Origin of the sequence: Achromobacter sp. LC458, from assembly GCF_001005835.2 — a bacterium.
Classification (GTDB): domain Bacteria; phylum Pseudomonadota; class Gammaproteobacteria; order Burkholderiales; family Burkholderiaceae_B; genus Achromobacter; species Achromobacter spanius_B.
In genome coordinates this window covers 43,037-66,483 of the sequence record NZ_LBHW02000012.1, presented here as the reverse complement: position 1 = coordinate 66,483, position 23,447 = coordinate 43,037, and the positions used below count along the sequence as shown (strand labels likewise).

20 protein-coding genes and 1 pseudogene are annotated in these 23,447 nt (G+C 66.5%); 8 read left to right on the top strand and 13 right to left on the bottom strand.

The window, feature by feature from the left end; all coding sequences use genetic code 11:
* Positions 1-110: 110 nt before the first annotated feature.
* Both YH64_RS12520 and YH64_RS12515 read right to left on the bottom strand, forming a co-directional pair.
* Positions 111-1,046, bottom strand: coding sequence for a LysR family transcriptional regulator (locus YH64_RS12520; protein ID WP_143215354.1), 936 nt, complete (start codon positions 1,044-1,046; stop codon positions 111-113).
* Positions 1,039-2,565, bottom strand: a complete 1,527-nt coding sequence (locus YH64_RS12515) for a PLP-dependent aminotransferase family protein (RefSeq protein ID WP_046804637.1) — start codon at positions 2,563-2,565, stop codon at positions 1,039-1,041. Before YH64_RS12515 ends, YH64_RS12520 begins: the two co-directional genes overlap by 8 nt.
* Before the next feature lie 158 nt (positions 2,566-2,723).
* Between YH64_RS12515 and YH64_RS12510 the strand changes: the two genes are divergently transcribed.
* Positions 2,724-3,050 (top strand): antibiotic biosynthesis monooxygenase, encoded by a 327-nt coding sequence (locus YH64_RS12510; RefSeq protein WP_046804557.1) that lies wholly within the window; start codon positions 2,724-2,726, stop codon positions 3,048-3,050.
* Between the two features lie 137 nt (positions 3,051-3,187).
* Here the strand turns inward: YH64_RS12510 and YH64_RS12505 are convergent, their stop codons facing one another.
* From YH64_RS12505 to YH64_RS12490, 4 genes are all read right to left on the bottom strand, one after another.
* Positions 3,188-3,817 (bottom strand): class I SAM-dependent methyltransferase, encoded by a 630-nt coding sequence (locus tag YH64_RS12505; RefSeq protein ID WP_046804556.1) that lies wholly within the window; start codon positions 3,815-3,817, stop codon positions 3,188-3,190.
* A complete protein-coding gene (locus YH64_RS12500; protein ID WP_143215353.1) occupies positions 3,814-4,353 on the bottom strand; it encodes a PDDEXK nuclease domain-containing protein in 540 nt (179 codons plus the stop codon). Before YH64_RS12500 ends, YH64_RS12505 begins: the two co-directional genes overlap by 4 nt.
* A gap of 97 nt (positions 4,354-4,450) precedes the next feature.
* The gene (locus YH64_RS12495; protein WP_046804555.1) at positions 4,451-6,307 is read right to left on the bottom strand and encodes a phosphoenolpyruvate carboxykinase (GTP); all 1,857 of its coding nucleotides are present in this window, start codon (positions 6,305-6,307) and stop codon (positions 4,451-4,453) included.
* Between the two features lie 142 nt (positions 6,308-6,449).
* Complete coding sequence (locus YH64_RS12490) at positions 6,450-8,096, bottom strand: acyl-CoA synthetase (RefSeq protein ID WP_046804554.1); 1,647 nt, start codon at positions 8,094-8,096, stop codon at positions 6,450-6,452.
* 103 nt (positions 8,097-8,199) lie between these two features.
* On the opposite strand from YH64_RS12490, the pseudogene YH64_RS12485 reads away from it, so the two are divergent.
* Positions 8,200-8,916: pseudogene (locus YH64_RS12485) on the top strand (TetR/AcrR family transcriptional regulator); the annotation flags it as partial.
* On the opposite strand, the gene YH64_RS12480 reads toward YH64_RS12485, so the two are convergent.
* A complete protein-coding gene (locus YH64_RS12480) occupies positions 8,889-9,959 on the bottom strand; it encodes an SDR family oxidoreductase (protein ID WP_255444370.1) in 1,071 nt (356 codons plus the stop codon). The pseudogene YH64_RS12485 and the gene YH64_RS12480 overlap by 28 nt on opposite strands.
* Before the next feature lie 137 nt (positions 9,960-10,096).
* Here YH64_RS12480 and YH64_RS12475 point away from each other — a divergent pair, with 137 nt between their 5' ends.
* From YH64_RS12475 to YH64_RS12460, 4 genes are all read left to right on the top strand, one after another.
* On the top strand, positions 10,097-10,891 hold the full coding sequence (locus YH64_RS12475) for an enoyl-CoA hydratase/isomerase family protein (RefSeq protein ID WP_046804553.1): 795 nt from the start codon (positions 10,097-10,099) through the stop codon (positions 10,889-10,891).
* Positions 10,892-10,966: 75 nt separating this feature from the next.
* The gene (locus YH64_RS12470; RefSeq protein WP_046804552.1) at positions 10,967-12,250 is read left to right on the top strand and encodes a Zn-dependent hydrolase; all 1,284 of its coding nucleotides are present in this window, start codon (positions 10,967-10,969) and stop codon (positions 12,248-12,250) included.
* Between the two features lie 88 nt (positions 12,251-12,338).
* The gene (locus YH64_RS12465) at positions 12,339-12,674 is read left to right on the top strand and encodes a co-chaperone YbbN (RefSeq protein ID WP_046804551.1); all 336 of its coding nucleotides are present in this window, start codon (positions 12,339-12,341) and stop codon (positions 12,672-12,674) included.
* A 56-nt stretch (positions 12,675-12,730) separates the two neighbouring features.
* Positions 12,731-13,621: a DMT family transporter gene (locus YH64_RS12460; protein WP_046804633.1), complete on the top strand. Its 891-nt coding sequence runs from the start codon at positions 12,731-12,733 to the stop codon at positions 13,619-13,621.
* A gap of 111 nt (positions 13,622-13,732) precedes the next feature.
* Here the strand turns inward: YH64_RS12460 and YH64_RS12455 are convergent, their stop codons facing one another.
* A complete protein-coding gene (locus YH64_RS12455; RefSeq protein WP_046804550.1) occupies positions 13,733-14,617 on the bottom strand; it encodes a DMT family transporter in 885 nt (294 codons plus the stop codon).
* Positions 14,608-15,336 carry a GNAT family N-acetyltransferase gene (locus YH64_RS12450; RefSeq protein ID WP_046804549.1) on the bottom strand — a complete coding sequence of 243 codons (729 nt, stop codon included), beginning with the start codon at positions 15,334-15,336 and terminating at the stop codon, positions 14,608-14,610. The genes YH64_RS12455 and YH64_RS12450 overlap by 10 nt, the downstream gene beginning before the upstream one ends.
* A 153-nt stretch (positions 15,337-15,489) precedes the next feature.
* Here YH64_RS12450 and YH64_RS12445 point away from each other — a divergent pair, with 153 nt between their 5' ends.
* Positions 15,490-17,112: a PLP-dependent aminotransferase family protein gene (locus tag YH64_RS12445; RefSeq protein WP_046804548.1), complete on the top strand. Its 1,623-nt coding sequence runs from the start codon at positions 15,490-15,492 to the stop codon at positions 17,110-17,112.
* Here the strand turns inward: YH64_RS12445 and YH64_RS12440 are convergent.
* Together YH64_RS12440 and YH64_RS12435 are read right to left on the bottom strand one after the other, a co-directional pair.
* A complete protein-coding gene (locus YH64_RS12440; protein ID WP_046804547.1) occupies positions 17,109-17,405 on the bottom strand; it encodes a hypothetical protein in 297 nt (98 codons plus the stop codon). The genes YH64_RS12445 and YH64_RS12440 overlap by 4 nt on opposite strands.
* Positions 17,405-18,037, bottom strand: a complete 633-nt coding sequence (locus YH64_RS12435) for a LysE family translocator (RefSeq protein ID WP_046804546.1) — start codon at positions 18,035-18,037, stop codon at positions 17,405-17,407. The genes YH64_RS12440 and YH64_RS12435 overlap by 1 nt, the downstream gene beginning before the upstream one ends.
* A gap of 226 nt (positions 18,038-18,263) precedes the next feature.
* On the opposite strand from YH64_RS12435, the gene YH64_RS12430 reads away from it, so the two are divergent.
* A complete protein-coding gene (locus tag YH64_RS12430; RefSeq protein WP_046804545.1) occupies positions 18,264-19,088 on the top strand; it encodes a DUF72 domain-containing protein in 825 nt (274 codons plus the stop codon).
* A 34-nt stretch (positions 19,089-19,122) separates the two neighbouring features.
* On the opposite strand, the gene gorA is transcribed toward YH64_RS12430, so the two are convergent.
* Together gorA and aceE are read right to left on the bottom strand one after the other, a co-directional pair.
* On the bottom strand, positions 19,123-20,481 hold the full coding sequence (gene gorA / locus YH64_RS12425) for a glutathione-disulfide reductase (protein WP_046804544.1): 1,359 nt from the start codon (positions 20,479-20,481) through the stop codon (positions 19,123-19,125).
* A 144-nt stretch (positions 20,482-20,625) separates the two neighbouring features.
* Positions 20,626-23,289 carry a pyruvate dehydrogenase (acetyl-transferring), homodimeric type gene (aceE, locus tag YH64_RS12420; RefSeq protein ID WP_046804543.1) on the bottom strand — a complete coding sequence of 888 codons (2,664 nt, stop codon included), beginning with the start codon at positions 23,287-23,289 and terminating at the stop codon, positions 20,626-20,628.
* Positions 23,290-23,447: the final 158 nt, after the last annotated feature.

Sequence of the window (23,447 nt, the reverse complement as noted above, 5' to 3'; positions counted from 1 at the left end):
TTACCCTTTGTGAAGTCGACACGGAGTCGGTGGGCCGAGTATGAGAAGTGCGCAAAGCGACGTCGATGCGTCTGAGGCTATATCAGCTATTCAGTCATTCAGTCATTCAGTTATTCGGTCATACGCTTGCAAAGACGCTGCGCGATCTGCAACGTCAGCGCCGCCAGCGGAAACAGTGCGTAGCCGTCGCGGTGGATCGCCACTACCTTACGCGCCAGCCGTCCCCCGGTGATGGTAATTTTCTTCAGCCGGTGGTCCTGCAACAGGCGGTCGGGCATGCGGGTCGGCAACAGGCAGTTGCCGATGCCCGCCGACACGAGTTCCAGCGCAGAATCCACCGTGTCGGTCTCGGCCGACACCACATAGTTCAGCCGCGAATGGTGCAGCATTTTTCGCAGTGCGTAGTGCTCGGGAAAGGCCACCAGCCGCAACGGCCGCGACCAGATATCGGTCGTCTCGTCGTAGGCGTCATCGTCGATCCGGGCGATCAGGCACATCTGGTCTTCAAACAGTGGGACGGACACCAGGCCGGGGCTGGCGACGGCCGAGTCGTACACGAAACCCAATTCCGCCTTGCCCGAGGCCACCAGGTCGACCACTTCCGGCGAACTGCGCGCCATCAAGTGCAGATTGGCATCACCCCCTTCGTGAGCCACCGCCGACACCAGATCGCCCAGGAAGTAATAAGTCAGCGTGTGCACCGCCGCGATGCGCAGCGACGAAGACCCGGCCGAACTGGAATCCCGCGTCTTGGCAACGGTGTCATCGATTAATTGAAACGCGGGTGCCACCGCGCGGTGCAACGTGCGCCCAACGTCGCTAAGCACCATGCCCCGCCCGGTGCGATCAAAAACCGGGCGGCCCAAATAGGCTTCCAAGGCGGATATCTGCCGGCTAAGACTGGGTTGCGAAATGCCCAGTTCGTCGGCGGCGCGGGACATGGACCCGCACGCGGCAATCGTCAGAAAATACCGCAGCCGGCGATCGGAATCGCCGGTGCCCTTGTGAACGTCGGCATCGACAGGCGGAAGGTTCAATTTAGGCACGGCGCGTTTCCGAGGAGTCGATGCTGATGCCGGCAGCGGTGCTGCCGGCGCGTAATGTCTGGATGGCGCGAGCCAGCCGCAGCACGCCCTCGTCAATGGCCGCGGGCGCCAGACTGGCGTAGCCCAGAACAAGGCCGGCGCAGCAATGCGAGCGGTGCGCCTCGCCCTTGAAATACAGGGGTGAGATGGGTCGAACGCCCACGCCGTGCTGCCGGGCCAGGCTGACCAGCTCAGGCTCGTCAGCCTCTGCCACCCCGGGCACCCACACCACCACGTGCAAGCCGGAGGCCGAACCCGCCACCTGGACGGCGTCGGGCAGGTGGCGTTCCAGGGCGCGCAGCAGGGCGACGCGGCGCGCTTCGTTTTGCCGCCGGCAACGTCGCACGTGGCGTTCATACGACCCGTCTTCAATTAACGAAGCCAGCGCCGCCTGTTCCAGCCGGGGTGCGTGCCGGTCCATCAGCCGCTTGGCCTCTCGAAACACGCTGACCAGGCTGGGTGGCAGCACCAGATAGCCCATTCGCATCTGCGGGGACAGGGCTTTGGAAAACGTGCCGACATAGATGACGGCGCCTGAATCGTCGATGGATTGCAGCGTATCGACGGGACGCATTCCATAGCGGAATTCACCGTCGTAGTCGTCTTCGACGATCCATGCCCGCTGCCTGGCCGCCCACGCCAGCAGCGCCCTGCGGCGGGCGATGGGCATCACGCCGCCCAAGGGAAACTGGTGCGACGGCGTCACGTAGACCAGGCGCGTGCGTTCTTCGGGCAGGGCCTCGGACAGCAGCCCTTGTTCGTCCACAGGCACTTCGCGCACATCCGCCCCCACGGCCTCGAACAGGCGGCGGGCCATCACGTAGCAAGGGTCTTCGACCAGCACCGTATCGTCAGCGTCCACCAGTACGCGCGCGCATAGATCGATTGCCTGTTGCGAGCCATGCACGATAAGGATCTGGTCGGCGTGACAGGCCAGCCCCCGTGCCCGGCGCAAATAGCCTTGCAGCGCCACACGCAGCGCAAGTTCACCCTGCGGAGCCTGGTAATAAAGACTAGGCTGGCGGTGTACCAAGGCTCGGTTATAGGCTTTGCGCCACGCCAGCACCGGGAAGTCATCAAAGGCCAAGGCGCCATATAGAAAATCAATAACGCGCGGATCGGCGCCAAAAACCTGCGGCCCATCTTTGTCGAGAAAGCCGCGCACTTTCTTGCCGTACGCCGACAAGCGCAGCACCGCATCCGGCGCTGCCATGGCCGGCCGTGGATTCACATCGGCGTGGGCGGCGCCGGCCGCCACGCGCGCGCGGCGGCCCAGGCTGGTCTCAACGTAGCCTTCGGCGGCCAGCTGTTCGTAGACCGTCGTGATCGTGGTGCGGGACACCGCCAGGTCCAGCGCCATCGCCCGCGTCGAAGGCAAGGGCATGCCCGCGCGCAAGGTGCCATCAAGGATCTGCGCCCTGATGCGTTCATAGATGCGGCGGCTGGTGTCGGCTGGGGGCTTGGCCGGGGACGTAGGCATGAGCGGCTTAACTGGCTTGAAAAAAATCAATCGGACTGGACGTTTTCATTGTGCCAGAGGTGCGTCATAGTCTCGTTTTTTCTTATCCGTGTCTGCGCGGCTTTGCGCTTGATTTCCGCTTGGCTTCTGCTTGGTTTTTTCCCCTGCCTTTTTCCTTTATGTACACCGCAACCTTCACATTCATGCCCGGCGAGTACGACAGCGCCTTCCACGAAATGGACAACGCCATCGCGGCCATCGCGCGGTCCATTCCCGGCTATCTGGGCGAGGAAGCCTGGGAAAATCCGGCGACGGGCCTGGTATCCAACGTGTATTACTGGAGCAACCGCGAAGCCCTTCAGCAGCTGATCGACCACAAGGACCACCTCAAGGCCAAACGGCAGCAGGCCAAGTGGCTACGCGGTTATCAGGTGGTCATCGCCGAAGTCATCACAAGCTATGGCGACGGAGGCATCGCGCATCCGTTGAACCGCCCCGTCCAGTAACCGCGCAAGGCCGTGGAACCGGCTTTGGGCGACCGGCGGCGGGCGACCGGCTTCGGGCGACCGGCTTCGGGCGACCGGCTTCAGGCGACCGGCTTCAGGCGACCGGCGCCAGGAAGCCGGCAGTTGAACCCGGCGCCCTACCCCGGACGCCGCCATACCGTCGCCAGCCACGGCTGCTGGTCGCGCGGCAGGCCGTCGGGGCGGTAATAGTGTTCAAGTTCTTCGAAGCCGGCAGCCTCCATCAGCGCGCGCCAGCCTTCCAGGTCGTGGTACGCGCCGTAGCGCCCACGGTTCCAGCCTTCCTGGTTGCCGCCACGAGGGTTTGAGCAGAACAGCACGCCGCCGGGCCGCAGCGCGGACCATAGCTCGCGCAGCACGCGCGGCAATTCCTGGCCGGGCACGTGGAACAACACGGCGTTGGCGAAGATGCCGTCAAAACGTTCAGCGGGCAGCGACAGTTGCAGAAAGTCCTGGTGCCAGACCTCGCAGCCGGACGCGGCGCGCGCCATCTTGACGAAGCTTTGCGTGCCGTCCAGTCCCACCGGCCGATGGCCCAGCGCGGCGAACGCCATCAGGTCGCGGCCGGGGCCGCAGCCCAGATCCAGGATGTCGTACGGCGGCTCGACACGGATGTGGCGCAGCAGCGCGGCAATGTTCTGCGTGACATCGTGGCCACGCGTGTTGGCCGCGAACGCCTCGGCGTTCTCTTCGTAGTTCGCCAAGGTCAGCGCGGTAATCTTGGCCAAGTCTTCCGGATCGAGTTTCATGACGGCATTGTGCTCGATTGCGACGCGCGTTGCTCAAGTCGCGCCCGGGCGCGCCGCGCCGCCTGCTGCAAGCGCTGCGCCAGCACCGCGCGGGGCGGCAGGTCGGTGGGATATTGCGCCGCTTCCACGCCGGACGGCGTCAGCGCAAGCAGCTGGATGTATTCGGTTTGCGTGCCGGCGCACAGGATCATGCCCAGCGGCGTCGCTTCTTCGGCCCGGCGGTCGGATTTGTCCAGCCAGCGCAGGCAAGATTCCATCTGCCGCTCGCTGATGACGCAGGACTCGTCCAGCGTCATGACAAGGGCCACCAGCCGGCGAAGCTTGCGGTGAAAGAACAGCAAGTCCAGGGTGTGGTCGTCGTTGTCGATGCGCAGGCGCTTTTGCCTGGCCACGAACGCGAGGCCGACATCCAGCTGCATCAGGAAGGATTCCATATCCGCCACGATGGCCATGTGCAGTGCAAGCGCCGGTGCTGCATCGGCGGGCATTGCGCGGCCTGCCCGGCTGCCGGATTCGCCCAGATTCCACTTCGTCACGACGACTACTCCTTAGATACCCCAACGAAGTGTTCATCATGAAATAGAAAAGCCCGCGCGCCTACTGGGCACGCGGGCTTCTAGGACCAAGTCAGACTCAGGCGGCCAGACGGCCTTCGATCTTGGTCTTGGTGGCGGGCAGGTCTTCCGGCAAGCCTTGGGACAATTGGCCGAACAGTTCGTGGTGTAGCGCCAGCTCGTCGCGCCAGGCGTCGGCGTCCACCGACATGACCTGCTCGAACTTGTCGGGCGTGAACTCCAGGCCGGTCCAGTCGATGTCCTGGTAGCTCGGCGACACGCCGAACACCTGGTCCACGCCCTTGGATTCGCCGTCGATACGGCCCAGCATCCAGCGCAGCACGCGCATGTTTTCGCCAAAGCCCGGCCAGACGAACTTGCCGTCGGGACCCTTGCGGAACCAGTTGACGCAGTAAATGCGCGGCAAGGTGGCGCCGGTGGCTTCCAGTTGCTTGCCCAGCTTGAGCCAGTGGTTGAAGTAGTCGCTCATGTTGTAGCCGCAGAACGGCAGCATGGCGAAGGGGTCGCGGCGCACCACGCCCTGCTGCCCGACGGCGGCGGCGGTGGTTTCCGAGCCCATGGTCGCGGCCATGTACACGCCTTCCACCCAGCTGCGGGCCTCGGTCACCAGCGGCACGGTGGTCGAGCGGCGGCCGCCGAAGATGAACGCGTCGATGACCACGCCCTTCGGGTTTTCCCATTCGGGGTCGATGGACGGGCATTGCGCGGCCGGCGCGGTAAAGCGCGCGTTCGGGTGCGCGGCCTTGCGGCCGGTCTCGCGGGCGATGGCGGGCGTCCAGTCCTGGCCTTGCCAGTCGATCAGGTGCGCGGGCGGCGTGTCGGTCATGCCTTCCCACCAGACGTCGCCATCATCGGTCAGCGCCACGTTGGTGAAGATGACGTTGGCCTTGAGCGTGGCCATCGCGTTGAAGTTGGTCTGTTCGCTGGTGCCCGGGGCTACGCCGAAATAGCCGGCTTCCGGGTTGATGGCGTGCAGGCGGCCGTCGGGGCCGGGCTTGATCCAGGCGATGTCATCGCCGATGGTGGTGACCTTCCAGCCATCCATGCCCTGCGGCGGGATCAGCATGGCGAAGTTGGTCTTGCCGCAGGCCGACGGGAATGCCGCGGCCACGTGATACTTGCGGCCCTTGGGCGAGGTAACGCCCAGGATCAGCATGTGTTCGGCCAGCCAGCCCTGGTCGCGGCCCATGGTGGACGCGATGCGCAACGCGAAGCACTTCTTGCCCAGCAGCGCGTTGCCGCCATAGCCCGAGCCGAAGCTCCAGATTTCGCGGCTCTTGGGGAAATGCACGATGTACTTGGTGGGGTTGCACGGCCACGGCACGTCGGCTTCGCCGGCGGCAAGCGGCTTGCCCACGGAATGCACGCACGGCACGAAGTCGCCGTCGGTGCCCAGCACGTCGTACACGGCCTTGCCCATGCGGGTCATGATGCGCATGTTCACGACCACATACGGGCTGTCGGACAGTTCGACGCCGATGTGGGCGATGTCCGAGCCCAACGGGCCCATCGAGAACGGCACGACGTACAGCGTGCGGCCGCGCATGGCGCCGTCGAACAGGCCGTTCAACGTGTCGCGCATTTCAGCCGGATCGGCCCAGTTGTTGGTGGGGCCGGCGTCTTCGGCGCGGTCGGAACAGATGAAGGTGCGGTCTTCCACGCGCGCCACGTCGGACGGGTCCGAGCACGCCAGGAAGGAATTGGGCCGCTTGGCGGGGTTGAGCCGGCGCATCGTGCCGGCCTGGACCATCTGTTCACACAGGCGGTCGTATTCTTCCTGCGAACCGTCGCACCAGACCACGCGGTCGGGCTTGGCCAGTGCTACAAAACTGGCTACCCAGTCGATCAGGCCGCGATGCTTGACGTAGGCGGGCACGTTCAACGCAGCCAACCCCCCATCCAATGGCTTATTCATTGGGGCTATCTCCATGCTTAGACGAATGGTGATACGGCCCCAATTGCGTGGGGCCGTATGTAATTTGCGCCATCATACTTGCAGCGCGGGGCAACCCGTCAACCCATCCTCATGGACGAGATTGTCACGGGTTGAGACGAGCTCAACGGTAGTTACCGTCGCGCAACTCCCGGCGGATGATCTTGCCGGTAGCCGTGGTTGGCAAACTGGTTACAAACCGGATGGCGCGCGGGTATTCATGGGCGGCCAGGCGGGTGCGTACATGCGCCTGCAAGTCGCGCACCAGGGCGTCGTCGCCGATGACGCCATCATTCAACACGACATAGGCCATGACGATCTCGGTGCGCTGCTCATCGGGCACGCCCACCACCGCCGCCATGCGCACGGCGGGGTGGCCGATCAGGCAGTCTTCGATGGGCGCGGGGCCGATGCGGTAGCCCGCGCTGGTGATGACGTCGTCGTTGCGGCCGACAAAGCGGATAAAGCCGCGCGCATCGCGCACGCCCAGGTCGCCGGTCAGCAGGTAATCGCCCACGAACTTTTCGGCGGTGGCCTCGGGGTTGTTCCAGTAGCCCAGGAACATGACGGGATCCGGCCGCAATACGCCGATGTTGCCCTCCTGTCCATCGGCCACTTCAACGCCCTGGTCATCCACAATAGCCACCCGGTGACCGGGCGCGGCGCGGCCGATCGAACCGATTTCCGGGTCGAACAGCGACGAACACGACGACACCAGCATGTTGCATTCGGTCTGGCCGTAGAACTCGTTGATGGTCACGCCCAGCACGCGGCGGCCCCAGTCGATGAGCTCGGCGCCCAGCGACTCCCCGCCGCTGGCCACCGAGCGCAGCGCCAGCGGGCCGGCGCCATCCGGGTAGGCGGAACCGCGCATCATCTTCAGCGCGGTGGGGGGCAGGAATGTGTGGGTGACGCCGTGGCGCGCCATGAGCGCCAGCGCGGCGCTGCCGTCGAACTTCTCGAAGCGGCGGGCCAGGACCGGCACGCCGTGATGCCAGGACGGAAGCAGCACGTCCAGCAGCCCGCCGATCCAGGCCCAGTCGGCCGGCGTCCACATCAGGGCGGCGTTTTCGGGGAAGAATTCGTGCGACATTTCCACGCCGGGCAAGTGGCCCAGCAGGACGCGATGCGCGTGCAGCGCGCCCTTGGGCTTGCCGGTGGTGCCGGACGTGTAGATGATCACGGCGGGGTCGTCGGCGCGCGTGGCGACCGGTTCGAAATCGTCCGATTCCGCGGCCAGTGCGGGGTGGAACGGCACGGCGGCGCCGTCGTTGTCGCCAGCGTCATCGCCGTCGCCATCCCCATCGATGCAATAAACAACCTTCAGGCCGGGCAGGCTGGCGCGTATCTCGCGCAGCTTGCGGCAGCCCTCGGTGTCGGTCACCAGCGCCACGGCGCCGCTATTGGCCAGCCGGTACTGGATGGCGTCCACGCCGAACAGCGTGAACAGCGGCACCGCCACCGCGCCCATTTTGTAGACGGCGATGTGGGTTACCGCCGTTTCTGGCGCCTGGGGCAGGTACACGGCCACGCGGTCGCCGCGCCGCACGCCATGGCGGATCAGGCTGTGCGCCAGGCGGTTCGATTGCGCCTTGATATCGTCGAACGAGTAGCGGGTTTGCGCGCCGTCGCTTTTTTCGAAGATCAGCGCCAGGCGGCCGCTGCCGTCCGCCCATTTGTCGCAGGCGTCCACGCCAATGTTGTAGGTGTCCGGCACCTGCCATTGGAATTCGGACACAAGCTGCTTGTAGGATGCCTTTCGGGACAGCATGGTTTTGTCTCTGATGTTGTTATGGAAATCGCCCAGGGCTTGCTGAACTTGCTTGACCCTGGCTCAATAATAAGCCTCGCCCCACCGCCCTTTTGCCGTTCGCATGGAAAAAACTCCCGTCGTTCCGATCCGCCGCCCGCCCGCCAGCGCCAAGTCCGAACAGCGCATACGGGACATCCTGCACATGGCCCGGCAGGTGTTTTCCGAGGCCGGCTTCCAGGCCGCCACCACCACCGAGATCGCCCAGCGCCTGGGCGTGTCCGAAGCCACGATCTTCACGTACTTCGGCGGCAAGCGGGAATTGTGCGTGCGGGTGATCGGCGACTGGTATGACGAAATCATCGCCAAGGTGGAAGACAACCTGCCGCACGTGCACGGGGCGCGGGCGCAGCTGCATTACCTTGTGCATACCCATTTGCGGCATCTGCTGGCCGAGGGGCCGGGGCTGTGCGCCTTCATCCTGTCCGAAGGGCGCGCGCGCAACGACGATTTCGGCGAGGTCTACGCGGCCCTGCAACGGCGCTATACCGCCCCGCTGATGCGCATCCTGGCACAGGGGCAGGCCGATGGCGACATCCGGCAAGACATGCCCCTGCGGTTGCTGCGGTCCACGGTTTACGGCCCGATGGAGCATGTGCTGTGGGACGCAATGTTGCGCGGCGCGCGGGTGGACGTGGCCACCACCGCCGACCAGCTGGTCGGGTTCTTGTGGCAGGCCCTGCAACCGCCACACCGCGACGCGCTGGCGCTGGCGCAGTTCCGGGGCGAGGTGCGCGACGCCCTGCACCGGCTTCACGCGTCGGAAGAGTCGGCCGAGGGTTTCGCTTCGGCTGCGCGCGCGGCATCGGTCGCGCCCGCCGCTTCGGCTGCATCTTCTGCACCGGCCCCCTCCCCCGCATCGGCAAACAAGGACGGCGGCACGTACTGAGGAAAGCCGTTGTAGACCTCGCCCCGTTCGGCCGGCTGCAAGGTCCAGGAATGGCGTGCGTTCGGCACGCCGCCATCCACGCGGATGACCGTGCCATTGATGAAGGCGGCCGCCGGCGACAACAGGAACACCACGGCCGCGGCCAGTTCGGCCTCGGTGCCAAAGCGTTGCAACGGCACCTTGGTTTTCAGGTCGCGCAGCACCGCACGGTAGTGGTCGTCGTAGCTGTCCATGCCGCTGGAGGCAATCCAGCCCGGCGCCACCGCATTGACGCGCACGCCGGCATGCGCCCATTCGCACGCGGCGGTTTCGGTCAGGTTCCAGACCCCGGCGCGGGCCGCGCCCGAATGCCCCATGCCGGGCATGCCGCCCCAGATATCGGCCAGCATGTTGACGATGGCCCCGCCGTGCCGGCGCATGTGCTGGGTGTAGACCTCGCGCGCCATCAGGAAGGTGCCGTGCAAATTGTTCTGCACGACCGCGTTCCAGCCGTTCAGGCTGATGCGGTCCAGCGGCGCGGGGAACTGCCCGCCCGCGCAATTGAACAAGCCATCGATGGCGCCGTGCCGGGCCAGCACGTCCGCCACCGCGCCGCGCACGCCGGCTTCATCACGAATGTCGCAGGCGTGCAGGCTGACGCGGCCGGCGGCTTCGGGGTAGACGCGGGCGATTTCCGCGCCCACCGCTTCCAGCTTTTCCAGCTTGCGGCCCACCAGCGCCAGGTTCGCGCCCAGCGACGCGAGCTCGTGCGCCGTGCAACGGCCCAGACCGCTGCCGCCGCCTGTCACGACAACAGTCTTGCCATCGAAAAGCCCCGGTCTGAACACCGACGCATAGCGCGACGTGGCGGCTTGGCCGCCCGCTGTCGGGTCTGCTGTAAAGCCCGAGGCGGAGCCCAAGGCGGGGTTGGCCTGCACATTCGATTCTGGGTTCATGCCTCGCTCCGTTATTTTTTTTGAGGATAACTCAATATTTATATCGAACCCATCCCTGCAATCCCGATTCCGTCCTAGAATCTTTCGGTTGCAGCACCCCACTTCTTGAGCACAAATCAATAAACCAGGAGACCCGCATGACTTCGACAGCCCCGCTGAATGTCTCGCGCGATGGCGCCATCGTTCGCCTGACCCTGAACCGGCCGGACATGCGCAACGCCTTCGACGAAACGCTGATCGCCGCGCTGACCGACGCCGTGCGTGACGCCGCGCGCGACCCCGACGTGCGAGTGTTATTGCTGACGGGTGCGGGCAAGGCGTTCTGCGCGGGCGGCGATCTGAACTGGATGCGCAAAATGGCCACGCATACCGATGCGGACAACCGCCAGGATGCGACCCGACTGGCCGACGTGCTGCACACGATCTGGACGTGCCCGAAACCCGTGGTGGCCTGCGTGAACGGCGACGCCTACGCGGGCGGGATGGGGCTGCTGTCGGCGTGCGATATCGCTATCGCGGCGGATGGCGCGCATTTCTGCCTGTCTGAAACGCGCTTGGGGCTGCTGCCTGCCACCATCAGCCCGTACGTGATCCGCGCCATGGGCGAGCGCGCCGCCAACCGGTATTTCCTGACAGCCGAACGCTTCGACGCCGCCACCGCGCTGCGGCTGGGGCTGGTGCACGATGTTGTGTCGGCCGACGCCCTGCCCGACGCGGCCGACGCCCTCTGCCGCGCGCTGTGCGCCAACGGGCCGGACGCCGTCAAGGCAAGCAAGCGGCTGGTGCGCGATTTTGCGGGTCGGGCCATCGACGCCGAATTGATCGCCGACACGGTCGAGCGCATCGCCGCGTGCCGCGCCACCGACGAAGCGCGCGAAGGCGTGGCGGCCTTCCTGGAAAAGCGCGAGCCGTCCTGGCGGCAGCGCTCCTGAGGCCACGACAGGGAGGGAAGCCCGGGAGGCCCAACACGCCATGACATAATCCCTGGCGCATCTTCAGGAATTTTCATGCCGCATCCGACTTCCCCTTCCCCCGCTTTCCCGCCCCTCAATGCCGACCGCCTGTGGTCCCGCGTTGAAGCGTTGTCCCGGTTTACCTTGCCCGATGTCCCCTGGACGCGACGCGCCTTTTCGCCATTGTTCGACGACGCCCGCGCCTGGCTGCGTGGCCAGTTCGAAGCGGCCGGCCTGGCGACTCGCCTGGATGCGGGCGGCAACCTGGTCGGCACGCGCGCCGGACGCGACCCGTCGCGCAAGCCCATCGCCACCGGCTCGCACTGCGACACCGTGATGGAAGGCGGACGGTTCGACGGCATCATCGGCGTGCTGGCCGGCATCGAAGTCGCGCATACGCTGAACGAGCACGGCATCGAACTTGACCACCCCTTTGAAGTCATCGACTTCCTGTCCGAAGAGCCCAGCGACTACGGCATCTCATGCGTGGGCAGCCGTGCCCTTAGCGGCCAGCTGTCGGCGGACATGCTGGCCGCCTGCAACCCCGCCGGCGAATCGCTGGCCCAGGGCATCGCCCGCATCGGCGGCGACCCCGCCGCGTTGAGCGCACCGCTGCGTGGCGCGGGCGGCACCGCGGCCTTCGTCGAACTGCACATCGAACAGGGCCCCGTACTGGAAAGCCGTGGCCTGCCGATCGGCGTGGTCACCAACATCGTTGGCATCCGCCGCGTGCAGATCGTGGTGCAAGGCCAACCCGACCACGCCGGCACCACGCCCATGGACATCCGCCGCGACGCCCTGGTGGGCGCGGCACGCATCATCGACGCGGCCAGCCGCCAGGCCAGCGCCGCCAGCGGCAACCCGCATTACGTGGTGGCCACCGTGGGCCGGCTGTCGATGACGCCCAACGCCGCCAACGCCGTGCCAGGCCGCGTCGAGATGACGCTGGAAATGCGCAGCGACAGCAACGCCGTGCTGGACAGCTTCCCCGAAACATTGATGGCCGGCGTCGCCGACGACCTGAAGGCCTTGCGCCTGACGGCCGGCTTCACCCAACTAAGCCGCGCCCAGCCCACCGACTGCTCACCCCTGGTGATGGACGCCGTGAAAGCGGCGGCGGACCAGCTGGGTTACGCGTCCATGCGCCTGCCCAGCGGTGCCGGCCACGACGCCGTCTACATGGCGCCCACCGGCCCCATCGGCATGATCTTCATCCCGTGCCTGAACGGCCGCAGCCACTGCCCGGAAGAATGGATCGAACCGTCGCAGCTGCTGGACGGCACGCGCGTGCTGTATCAGTCCGTGCTGCAACTGGACCGCGTGCTGCGCGGCGCCTGACGCGCCACACCCATTCCGCCCCCACGGTTATCGCCGGCCACGGGGCGGCGCGCTGCCATAATGGCTGCCTTGCCCCGGATGAATCCCCATGGAACAGATAGAACTGAACGACAGCACCGCCGACCGCTTCCTGCTGGACGCGCCCGGCTTGTCGCTGCTGGTCTTCCATAGCCGCACCTGCGGCACCTGCCGCATTGCGCGCGAACAGCTGCCCGCGCTGGAACTGCCGGTGGAACGGGTCTGTTGGGTGGACGCCGGGGACAACCGTGGCCTGGTTGAGCGCTACGAAGTCTTTCACCTGCCCGCCATGTTTGTGACACGCGACGGCGCCTTTTTCGGGCCGGTGCAATCGACGCTGGCCGAATGGGACTTGCGCCAACAGATCGGCCTGGCGCTGGACAGCTACCCCGCCGAATTGCCGTGACGGCGCCCGCGTCCAAACCGCTGCGCTTGCCGCTGGACACGCTGGCCACCACCGGCATGCTGGCCCTGTGCGTGTGCTGGGGCTTTCAGCAAATTGCCATCAAGCTGGTGGCCACCGACATCGCGCCCATCATGCAGATTGCGCTGCGATCCAGCTTTGCCGCGCTGGTGCTGGCGGTGGTGGTCTGGCGCGCCGAAGGCCTGGGCGCCGTGCGCGACGGCACGGCGCTGCCAGGCCTGCTTGTCGGCTTGCTGTTCGGCGCGGAATTCCTGTTCGTGGCGCAGGGGCTGCTGTACACCACGGCCTCGCACATGTCGGTGTTTCTGTACACCGCGCCCATATTTGCCGCGCTGGGGCTGCATTGGCTGCTGCCCGAAGAACGCATGCAGCCGCTGCAATGGCTGGGGGTCGCGATTGCTTTCGGCGGTATTGCGGTGGCGTTCCTGCTCAAGGGCGGCGCACCGCGCGAATCCGCCGGCGCCGCCAACATGCTGCTGGGCGACGCCATGGGATTGGCGGCGGGCTTGCTGTGGGGCGCCACCACGGTCGCCATCCGCGCAACGTCGTTGTCCGAGGCGGCCCCGTCCAAGACCTTGCTGTATCAGATGGCGGTGGCGGCGGTGGGCCTCTTGGCCTATGCCGTGGTCACCGGCCAGCACACCATCCGCCCCACGACGGCGGCCTTGACCAGCGTGGCGTTCCAGGCGGTGGTCGTGGCCTTGTCCAGTTACCTGGCGTGGTTCTGGCTGTTGCGCCGCTATTTGGCGTCGCGCCTGTCGATCCTGTCGTTCATGACGCCGCTGTTCGGGGTGAGCTTCGGCGTGCTGATCCTGGATGAACCGCTGGACGCGGGCTTCGCCATCGGCGCGGTGCTGGTGCTGTCGGGCATCACCCTGGTCAGCGGCGGCGAAGTCGTCAGGCAGTGGCTGCGCAGGCGGCAGGACTGAGCTGGCAATCCGGGCAAGGGCCGCTTTATCCTGCTGCCCTATCCTGCTGCCCCTATCTCGGCGCCCTATCTGGGCACCCTATGCTGTGCTATCTCGGCGCCCTGGCCCTGCCTACCCCCGGCTCCGGCCCAGGTTCAGCACGATCAGCGCGGCGCCTGCCAGCACAAAGGCAAAGCCCCACCAATCGGCGGCGGCGGGCCGGTCGCCCACCAGGGCCATCGCGCCCAGCACGCCCACCACCGGCACCATCAACGTGGTCAACGCCGCCACCGTGGCGCTGACGCGTTCGCTCAGCACGAACCACAGCCAGTAGGCCACCGCCGTGCCCAGGATGATGTGAAACGACAGCGCCGCCACGATGCGGCCGTTCCAGCCATGGGTAGGAAATGACTCGCCAGCGATCAACACGCCCGTCAGCGCACAGGCGGCGCCCACGGCCAACTGCCATGCGGTGACGACGATACGGTGGCCATCCACCGGCCAGCGCTTCAGATACACCGTGCCCGCCGCCCACCCAAACGCGGCCATCAGCGGAAACACCAGGCCACGGGTGGCGGCCAGGTCGTGCTGCCCGAACACCGCGCGCAACACCGGCCAGGCCAGGATGGCCACCCCGATGGCGCCCAGCATCAGCGCCAGCGCGCGCCGTCGGTCCAGCCGTTCGCCCAGCACCAGCCAGGCCAGCAGCGCCGACATCATGGGCATCGTGAAGGTCAGCACCGCCGCGCGCGACGTGCTGGTGCTGAGCTGCGCCCACGCCACCGCCAGGTTGAAGACCGCCACGGCCAGCACGCCGCCCACGACGATGCCCGGCCACGCATCGCGCGGCGGCAACAGGGGCAGCCGCTTGGCGCGCGCCAGCAGCAACAGCAGGACCGCGCCGCTGCCCAGCCCCAGCACGCGCAGCGTGAACGGCGGGAAGATGGCGAGGATGATTTTCACCGCCGGCCAGTTCAACCCCCAGAACAGGGCCAACGCCACCGGAATCAGGCGCACGCGGCTTTTTCCCGGGCGGTCAGTTCAGACAGGCTTTGGCGTTGATTGCCTTCGGCGTCGAAGTTGGCGGGGTCCAGCCAGCGCTCGTAGGCGGCGCGCAGCGCGGGCCATTCGCTGTCGATGATCGAGAACCAGGCGGTGTCGCGGCTGCGGCCCTTGTAGACCGTGGCCTGGCGGAAGATGCCTTCAAACTGAAAGCCCAGCCGCGCGGCGGCCTGGCGCGACGGCGCATTCAGGCTGTCGCACTTCCATTCATAACGGCGGTAGCCCAGCTCGTCGAACGCGCGGCGCATCAGCAGGAATTGCGCTTCGGTGGCGATCCGGGTGCGCTTGAGCCTGCGCGAGAACGACACGAAGCCGACTTCGATGACGCCATTGGCCGGGTCGATACGCATCAAGGCCAGCGTGCCGATGGCCCGGCCCGTTTCCAGGTCGATGATGGCGTGATGCAGCGGGTCGTTGCCCGCCTGCGCGGTTTCGGCGAAGGCGCGGTAGGCGTCCGCGTCGGCAAACGGGCCAACGCCCATGTAGGTCCAGTCGCTATCGTCCGGCGCCTGGCTGAAGGCCTGGTACAGATCCGCGGCATGGCGCTCGGCGGACAAGGGTTCCAGGCGGCAATAACGGCCGATGGCGGGCGTTAGCGGCGGGCGCGGGCGTGCCGTCCAGCCGGGTACGTCGGGGCCGATGGGTTGTTGGAATGCATTGACGCGGGCTTGCATTGGGCGGGGCCTCATCCGGTTAAGCGCGCGCCGCCGGCCGTGGCGGACGCAACACGCAGGGCCTCACAATATCGGAATCGTGGCATCATAAAAAGCACCACGGATCCCGAATTTAATAGGGCCACGCCTCAAGCGGCCCGCGATCATCGCGCCATGCAAACGCCCAGCCGAAGCCTACCCGCCCACACCGCCCTGCTGTCCAGTCCGCTTGCGCGCGGCCCCGGCGCGCCGCCGCGCCAACGCCAGCTTATTCAACGCCTGAAGCAGGCCATCCTGGCCGGCCAATTGCCCGCCGGCGGCAAGCTGCCGTCGTCACGCGCGCTGTCTGAAGAGCTTGAAATCTCGCGCAATACGGTGCTGATCGCCTACGAACAGTTGACGGCCGAAGGCTATGTCATCGCGGACCGCCAGGGCACCCGCGTGGCGCCGCTGTCGGCCGCCCCGTGGGCATTAGCGGCCCGCGCCGCCGGGCAGATAGCGCCCGCCGACCCGCGCGCATCGGGCGCCGGTGTCACGAACAACGCCACGAACAGCGCCACAGCCAGCGCCATGAACAGCGCCACGGCCAGCGCAACCGCAACGGCAACCGCGACCGCGACCGCCGGTGCATCGATGGCCCCCACCGCCACCGCCACGCGCTTGTCGCGCATCGTTGCCACCCGTGGCGCCACCGACAGTTCTTTGCCCATGACCCCCGGCACGCCGGCCCTGACGCAGTTCCCCATGAACGCCTGGCGCCGCGCGCAAGACCGTGCGCTGCAAGCCGCCCCCGCCACCACGCTGGGCTACGGCCATCCGACGGGTGAGCCGGCGCTGCGCGAAGCCATCGCGCAATATCTGCGGGTGTCGCGCGGCGTGCATTGCGACGCCTCGCGCATCATCATCACCGAAGGCGCGCAGGGCGCGCTGGCGCTATGCGTGCAACTGCTGACCAACCCGGGCGACACCGCCTGGCTCGAAGAACCCGGCTATCGCGGCGCCAAGTCGGCCTTTCATGGCGGCGACCTGAACGTGGTGGCCATGCGCGTGGACGCGGACGGCATCGTCATACCCGACGACGCCTGGCGCACGCATCCGCCCCGCCTGATCCAGACCACGCCCACGCATCAATACCCCACGGGCGCCGTGCTGTCGGTGGCGCGGCGGCTGGACTTGCTGGAACGGGCCGGGCGGGCGGGCGCCTGGATCATCGAAGACGACTACGACAGTGAGTTCCGGCATCAAGGCGACCCCATCGCGGCCATGCAGGGGCTGTTGCCCAACGCGCCCGTGCTGTACGTGGGCACGTTCAGCAAGACGCTTTTTCCGGCGTTGCGCCTGGGCTTTTTGGTGCTGCCCGAGGCCCTGGCCCAGACCGCCTTGCCTTCCGTTATCGAGATGCTGCGCGGCGGCCACCGGCTGGAACAGCTGACGCTGGCCGCCTTCATCGACAACGGCCAATTCTCGCGTCACTTGGGCCGCATGCGGCGCCTGTACCGCGAACGGCAGTCGGCCTTGCGCGATGCGCTGGCCACGCATTTCAAGGGGGATCACGAGGTCTTGGGCGGACACAGCGGCCTGCACCTGACGGTGCGCCTGCCGCCGGATTGCCCGGATCAGGCCATTGTGGCGCTGGCGCGGCAGGTGGGCATGAATCCCAGCGCGCTATCGACTTTCGCCATGGCGCCGCGCGCCGAAGACAACGGGCTGGTGATCGGCTATGGCAACACCAGCGCCGACCGCTTTCCCGCGCTGGTCAAGCGCCTGGGCGAACTGGCGCGGCAAGCCCGGCGCTAATTGACCAGGCCACCCAGCACCAGCACCGCCAGCACCGCCCAGAACAGAAACCCAAGGATGGAGCGGCGCAGCAAGGCCTTGATGGCGGCCCACAGGAACATCAGGCCCAGCACCAGCAAGACAAAATTGAAGATGGACGGGCTCATGCCCATTGCCTTGGACAGCCCGCCGTAGAAGTCGCCCAGCGCACCGCCCAAGCCGCCCAGCAACCATTTGATGCCGCCCACCACCGCGCGCAGCGCTTCGCCGAGCATGACGCCCAGCGAGCCGAAAAATCCGTCGTCCTGCGGCATCAGCGTCGCGCGTCCATCAACATGCGCACGGCCAGGCCGGCCAGCACGGTACCCATCAACCAGCGCTGGATCACCAGCCACAACGGCCGGCCCGCCAGGAAGCCCGCGATGGAGCCGGCGGTAATGGCGATGACGGCATTGACCGACAGGCTAATGACCACCTGCGTCATGCCCAGCGCCAGCGACTGCGTGAACACGCTGCCATGGTCGGGCTGGATGAACTGGGGCAACAGCGACACATACATCACCGCGATCTTGGGGTTGAGCAGGTTGGTCACCAGCCCCATCGTGAACAGCGTGCGCGGGCTGCTGCGGGGCAGTTCGCGCACCTGGAACGGCGATCGCCCGCCGGGGCGGATGGCCTGCCAGGCCATGTACAGCAGATACATGGCGCCGCCGATGCGCAAGGCGTCATAGGCGTAGGGCACCGTCAGCAGCAAGGCCGTAATGCCGAAGGCCGCGCAGCACACATAGAAGATGAACCCGACCGCCACGCCGCCCAGGGAGATCAGGCCGGCGCGCGCGCCTTGCGAGATGGAACGGGACACCAGGTAAATCATGTTGGGGCCGGGCGTCAGCACCATGCCCAGGGCCACCAGGGCAAATGTCAGAAGATGAGTCAGGTCGGGCATGATGAGCCGGCGCGAGCCGGACGATGTCGAACAGGGATGCGCACACGTTATCGCAAAACTGTATCGGAACAGGAAACTTTTTGAACGCGGCACGGCCGCCCGGCAAACGTATCGCCCATGCCACACCGGCCCGAACCCGCGCCGTGATTGGCCTCCGCAACTTTACGACCCCGGGCGCGTGGCGATACAGTAAACCGATTCGTTGCACTGCATGGAGCACCGGAAGATGCCGAAACGTCATCCGTCCGTGGTGGAAAGCCCGCCCGTCATTCGCGTCGGCATCGGCGGCTGGACGTACGCGCCGTGGCGCGGCACCTTTTATCCCGAGGACCTGCCCCATGCGCGCGAGCTGGAATACGCCAGCCGGCAGCTCACCGCGATTGAAATCAACGGCACCTACTACAGCACCCAGAAGCCAGCCACTTTCGCCAAATGGCGCGACGAAACGCCGGACGGCTTCGTCTTTTCGCTAAAGGCGTCGCGCTACGCCACCAACCGGCGCGAGCTTGCCGGCGCCGGCGATTCCATCCAGCGCTTCGTCCATAGCGGCATTGCCGAATTGGGCCCCAAGCTGGGGCCGGTGGTTTGGCAATTCGCGCCCACCAAGACCTTCAACGCGGAGGACTTCGGCGAATTCCTGGCGCTGTTGCCCGACAAGGTCGATGGCTTGCCGCTGCGCCACGTGCTGGACGTGCGCCACCCCAGCTTCGCCTGCGAGGAATACCTGGAACTGGCCCGCCGCCACCGCGCCGCCACCGTCTACACGGACAGCGAGAATTTTCCGTCCATCGCCGACCGCACCGCTGATTTCGTCTACGCACGGTTGATGCGCGCCAGCACCACGTTCAAGGCCGGCTATGCGCCCAAGGTACTGGACGCCTGGGCGGACAGGCTGCACACCTGGTCGCGTGGCGACGATCCGGCGGACCTGCCTCGGATCGGTTCCGCGCCATCCGGGCCACCGCGCGCGCAGGACGTCTACGCCTTCTTTATCAATGGCGCAAAAGAACGCGCGCCGTTTGCGGCGCGCGCCATGATCGAACGCTTGTAGTGCAGGCCGGTGCGCGGCGCGTTTTTTGGCGCCCTTATTGCGCGACCGGCGTGCGCAGGGTGACGAATTCTTCCGCCGCCGTCGGGTGGATGCCGATGGTGTCGTCGAACACCTGCTTGGTGGCACCGGCCTTGAGCGCCACCGCGATGCCCTGCACGATTTCGCCCGCATCGGGGCCGACCATGTGCACGCCCAGCACGCGGTCCGTCTTGGCGTCCACGATCAGCTTCATCAAGGTCTTTTCCTGCGATTCCGTCAGCGTCAGCTTCATCGGACGGAAACGGCTTTCGAAAAGCTTGATCTCGTAGCCCGCTTCGCGCGCTTCTTCCGTGGTCATGCCCACCGTGCCGATGTTCGGCAGGCTGAACACGGCGGTCGGAATCAGCTTGTAGTCGACCTTGCGGTATTCCTCGGGGCGGAACAGGCGGCGCGCCACGGCCATGCCTTCGGCCAGCGCCACCGGCGTCAGCGGCACCCGGCCGATGACGTCGCCAATCGCCAGGATGGAAGGTTCGGCGGTGCGGTATTCGTCGTCCACGTCGATGAAGCCGTCTTCGCGCAGTTTGACGCCGGTGTTCTCCAGGCCCAGGTTGTCCAGCATCGGACGGCGGCCGGTGGCGTAGAAGACGCAATCGGTTTCGATGACCGCGCCGTCTTTCAACGTGGCCAGCAGCGAGCCGTCGGGCTGCTTGTCGATGCGCGCCAGGTCGGTGAAAAAGCGCAGGTCGACGCCCTTTTTGGTGAGCTCGTCGCGCAGGTGTTCACGCACGCCCTGGTCAAAACCGCGCAGGAACAGCGGGCCGCGATAGGCCTGCACGGTGTGCGCGCCCATGCCATTGAAGATCGACGCGAATTCCACGGCGATATAACCGCCGCCCACCACCAGCACGCGGCGCGGCAACCGCGGCAGGAAGAACGCCTCGTTCGAGGTAATGGCGTGTTCCTTGCCGGGAATGTCGGGCACGCGCGGCCAGCCGCCCGTTGCCACCAGGATGTTGGCGGCGGTGTGGCGTTGGCCGTTGATTTCGACGGTGTGCGGGTCGACGATGCGGGCGTGGCCTTCCAGCAGCGTCACGCCGCTATTGACCAGCAAGTTGCGGTAAATGCCGTTAAGGCGTTCGATTTCGCGGTTTTTGTTGGCGATCAGGGTGGGCCAGTCGAAGGACGGCTTGCCTACATTCCAGCCAAAGCCGTGGGCCTGCTCGAAGTCTTCGCTGTAATGGGCGCCGTAGACCAGCAGCTTCTTGGGCACGCAGCCCACGTTGACGCAGGTGCCGCCCAGGTAGCGGCTTTCCGCCACGGCCACGCGCGCGCCAAAGCCCGCTGCAAAACGGGCCGCGCGCACGCCGCCAGAACCCGCGCCGATCACAAACAGATCAAAATCGAATGCCATGTTGTTTCCTTCGCTAAAGCCCGGGGGCCCGCGTTCACTGTCCGGGAAAACCGTATTTAACACTACCGGCGCGCGCCCGGGTTCGCGCGGGCGGCATGGGCGCGGCGCGGACGCGCCCATGCCGACGGCGCTACGCCCCTGTGCCTAGGGCAAGGCCGCCGACACGGCCTCGGCGTCGATGCCGTATCGGACGATGGCCTGGGCGGCCTGGGCCGGGTCCACCTGCCCGTCATCGGCCAGCGCCTTGAGCGCCGCCAAGGCGATGTGATGGCGGTCCACGCCGAAGAACGAGCGCAATGCCGGGCGCGTATCCGAGCGGCCGAATCCGTCGGTGCCCAGGGTGACGTAGCGCCGGCCCGCCAGGAACGGCCGGATCTGCTCGGGCACCGTCTTCATATAGTCGGTGGCGGCCACCACCGGCCCCACGCTGGCGGCCAGCGCGGTTTCGGCATGGCCGCGCCGCGCCTCGGCCCGCGGATGCAGGCGGTTCCAGCGTTCGACCTCGTGGCCGTCGCGCATCAGTTCGGAATAGCTGGTCACGCTCCAGACGTCCGCCGACACGCCGAAATCCTGTTGCAGGAGATCAGCGGCGGCCAGCGTCTCGGCCAGAATCGCGCCGCTACCCAGCAGCTGCACGCGCAAGGCGCCCGGCTCGCCCTGGCGCAGGCGATACATGCCTTGCAGGATGCCGGCCTGGGCGCCTTCGGGCATGGGCGGATGCGCGGTCTTCTCGTTGACCAGCGTCAGGTAATAGAAAACGTCTTCGCCGTCCGTGTACATCCGGCGCAGCCCGTCCTGCACGATCACCGCGATTTCATAGGCGTAGGCAGGGTCATAGGCGCGGCAGGACGGGATGACCGAGGCCAGCACGTGGCTATGGCCGTCATCGTGTTGCAACCCCTCGCCTTCCAGTGTGGTGCGCCCCGACGTGGCGCCAAGCAGGAAGCCGCGCGCGCGGATGTCGCCCGCCGCCCACGCCAGATCGCCCACGCGTTGAAAGCCGAACATGGAATAGAAAATGTAGAAGGGAATGGTGGCCAGCCCATGCGTGCTGTGCGCGGTGCCCGCCGCGATCCACGACGACATCGCGCCGGATTCGTTGATGCCTTCCTGAAGGATCTGGCCCTTGCGGTCCTCGCGGTAGACGCTGAGTTGGTCCGCGTCCTGCGGCGTGTAAAGCTGGCCGACGTGCGAATAGATGCCCACTTGGCGGAACATGCCGTCCATGCCGAACGTGCGCGACTCGTCGGGCACGATGGGTACGACGCGCGGGCCGATATCCGGGTCTTTGAGCAGCTGCGCCAATACCCGCACGAAGGCCATCGTGCTTGAAAATTCGCGGCCGTCGCTGCCCTTCAAATGGGCGGCGAACGCCGTCAGCGGCGGCGTGGACAACGGCCCTGGCCCCGCCGAGCGGTGCGGCAGATGGCCGCCGGCGCGTGCGATGGCGGCCTGGAAATAGTGGTGCTCCGCGCTGCCGGGCGCGGGCTTGATATACGGAATCTCTTCAAGCTGATCGTCCGGCACGGCAATGGCGAAGCGGTCGCGGAAGGCGCGCACGGCCGGGTCGGCCATTTTCTTTTGCTGGTGGTTGGTGTTGGCGGCCTCGCCCGCCGCGCCCATGCCGTACCCCTTGACGGTCTTGGCCAGGATGACGGTGGGCTGGCCCCGGTGCGCCACGGCCGCCGCATAGGCGGCATGCACCTTGGCGGGGTCGTGGCCGCCCCGGTTCAGTGCGCCGATCTCGTCGTCCGACAGATGGGCCACGCGGTCCAGCAACACCGGGTCCGCCCCAAAGAAATGCTCGCGCACGTAGGCGCCGCCCCGCGCCTTGAACACCTGGTATTCGCCGTCCACGCACTGCATCATGCGGCGGCGCAGGCGGCCGTCGTGGTCCTGCGCCAGCAGCGCGTCCCAACCGGCGCCCCAGATCACCTTGATGACATTCCAGCCGGCGCCGCGATAGACGCTTTCCAGTTCCTGGATGATCTTGGCGTTGCCGCGCACCGGCCCATCCAGCCGTTGCAGGTTGCAATTGACCACGAAGATCAGGTTGTCCAGCTTTTCGCGCCCGGCCATTGCCACGGCGGCCAGCGTTTCGGGCTGGTCCTGTTCCCCGTCACCCAGAAAGCCCCATACCTTGCGGCCCTGCGCGGCAATCAGCTCGCGGTCTTCCAGGTAACGCATGTAGCGGGCCTGATAGGCAGCCATCAGCGGGCCCAGGCCCATCGACACCGTGGGAAATTGCCAAAAGCCCGGCATGGTGCGCGGGTGCGGATAGGACGCCAGCCCGCCGCCGCCGATTTCGCGGCGAAAGCCGTCAAGCTGGTCTTCGGAAATTCGGCCTTCCAGGTAGGCGCGCGCATAAATGCCGGGCGCGGAATGGCCCTGAATGTAGAGCAGGTCGCCCAGGAAATCGGGCGTGGCGGCGCGAAAGAAATGGCGGTAGCCGGTTTCGTACAGCGTCGTGGCCGACGCGTAGGTGGCGATGTGGCCGCCCACGCCCGAGGTCTTGCCGGCGCGCAGCACCATGGCCATGGCATTCCAACGCAGGTAGGCGTCCAGTCGCTGCTCGATGCCGATATCACCCGGAAACGCGGGCTGGCTCGCAACATTGATGGTGTTGACGTAGGGGGTGACGCCCGGCGCCGTATAGCGCCCATTGGCCGCGCGGTCCTGCTGGATCAATTGATCCAGCAAGTAGTGCGTGCGCGGCCGGCCTTCGTGGGCCAACACGGCCTGCATGGCTTCCAGCCATTCCTGGGTTTCCTGCGGGTCGGCGTCGGTGGAATCGATCGGGGTGTCCATGGGAGTTCCTTTGGTGATGGGGCTGCGTGGTGATGGGGCTGCGTGGTGATGGGGCTGCGCCACGCAGCAAGGCGTCGGCGTTTCACACATTTCACATCGTGAATTGCAATTGCATCATGTGCAATTGCAATCGTATGGCCGCGCCTGGACAATTGCAA

What these genes read in the sequence shown, in the direction of transcription:
- YH64_RS12515 (WP_046804637.1), bottom strand. Translation starts at nt 2,565, where the DNA reads ATGCCTACGTCCCCGGCCAAGCCCCCAGCCGACACCAGCCGCCGCATC.
- YH64_RS12510 (WP_046804557.1), top strand. Translation starts at nt 2,724, where the DNA reads ATGTACACCGCAACCTTCACATTCATGCCCGGCGAGTACGACAGCGCC.
- YH64_RS12505 (WP_046804556.1), bottom strand. Translation starts at nt 3,817, where the DNA reads ATGAAACTCGATCCGGAAGACTTGGCCAAGATTACCGCGCTGACCTTG.
- YH64_RS12495 (WP_046804555.1), bottom strand. Translation starts at nt 6,307, where the DNA reads ATGAATAAGCCATTGGATGGGGGGTTGGCTGCGTTGAACGTGCCCGCC.
- YH64_RS12490 (WP_046804554.1), bottom strand. Translation starts at nt 8,096, where the DNA reads ATGCTGTCCCGAAAGGCATCCTACAAGCAGCTTGTGTCCGAATTCCAA.
- YH64_RS12480 (WP_255444370.1), bottom strand. Translation starts at nt 9,959, where the DNA reads ATGAACCCAGAATCGAATGTGCAGGCCAACCCCGCCTTGGGCTCCGCC.
- YH64_RS12475 (WP_046804553.1), top strand. Translation starts at nt 10,097, where the DNA reads ATGACTTCGACAGCCCCGCTGAATGTCTCGCGCGATGGCGCCATCGTT.
- YH64_RS12470 (WP_046804552.1), top strand. Translation starts at nt 10,967, where the DNA reads ATGCCGCATCCGACTTCCCCTTCCCCCGCTTTCCCGCCCCTCAATGCC.
- YH64_RS12465 (WP_046804551.1), top strand. Translation starts at nt 12,339, where the DNA reads ATGGAACAGATAGAACTGAACGACAGCACCGCCGACCGCTTCCTGCTG.
- YH64_RS12460 (WP_046804633.1), top strand. Translation starts at nt 12,731, where the DNA reads ATGCTGGCCCTGTGCGTGTGCTGGGGCTTTCAGCAAATTGCCATCAAG.
- YH64_RS12450 (WP_046804549.1), bottom strand. Translation starts at nt 15,336, where the DNA reads ATGCAAGCCCGCGTCAATGCATTCCAACAACCCATCGGCCCCGACGTA.
- YH64_RS12445 (WP_046804548.1), top strand. Translation starts at nt 15,490, where the DNA reads ATGCAAACGCCCAGCCGAAGCCTACCCGCCCACACCGCCCTGCTGTCC.
- YH64_RS12440 (WP_046804547.1), bottom strand. Translation starts at nt 17,405, where the DNA reads ATGCCGCAGGACGACGGATTTTTCGGCTCGCTGGGCGTCATGCTCGGC.
- YH64_RS12435 (WP_046804546.1), bottom strand. Translation starts at nt 18,037, where the DNA reads ATGCCCGACCTGACTCATCTTCTGACATTTGCCCTGGTGGCCCTGGGC.
- YH64_RS12430 (WP_046804545.1), top strand. Translation starts at nt 18,264, where the DNA reads ATGCCGAAACGTCATCCGTCCGTGGTGGAAAGCCCGCCCGTCATTCGC.
- gorA (WP_046804544.1), bottom strand. Translation starts at nt 20,481, where the DNA reads ATGGCATTCGATTTTGATCTGTTTGTGATCGGCGCGGGTTCTGGCGGC.
- aceE (WP_046804543.1), bottom strand. Translation starts at nt 23,289, where the DNA reads ATGGACACCCCGATCGATTCCACCGACGCCGACCCGCAGGAAACCCAG.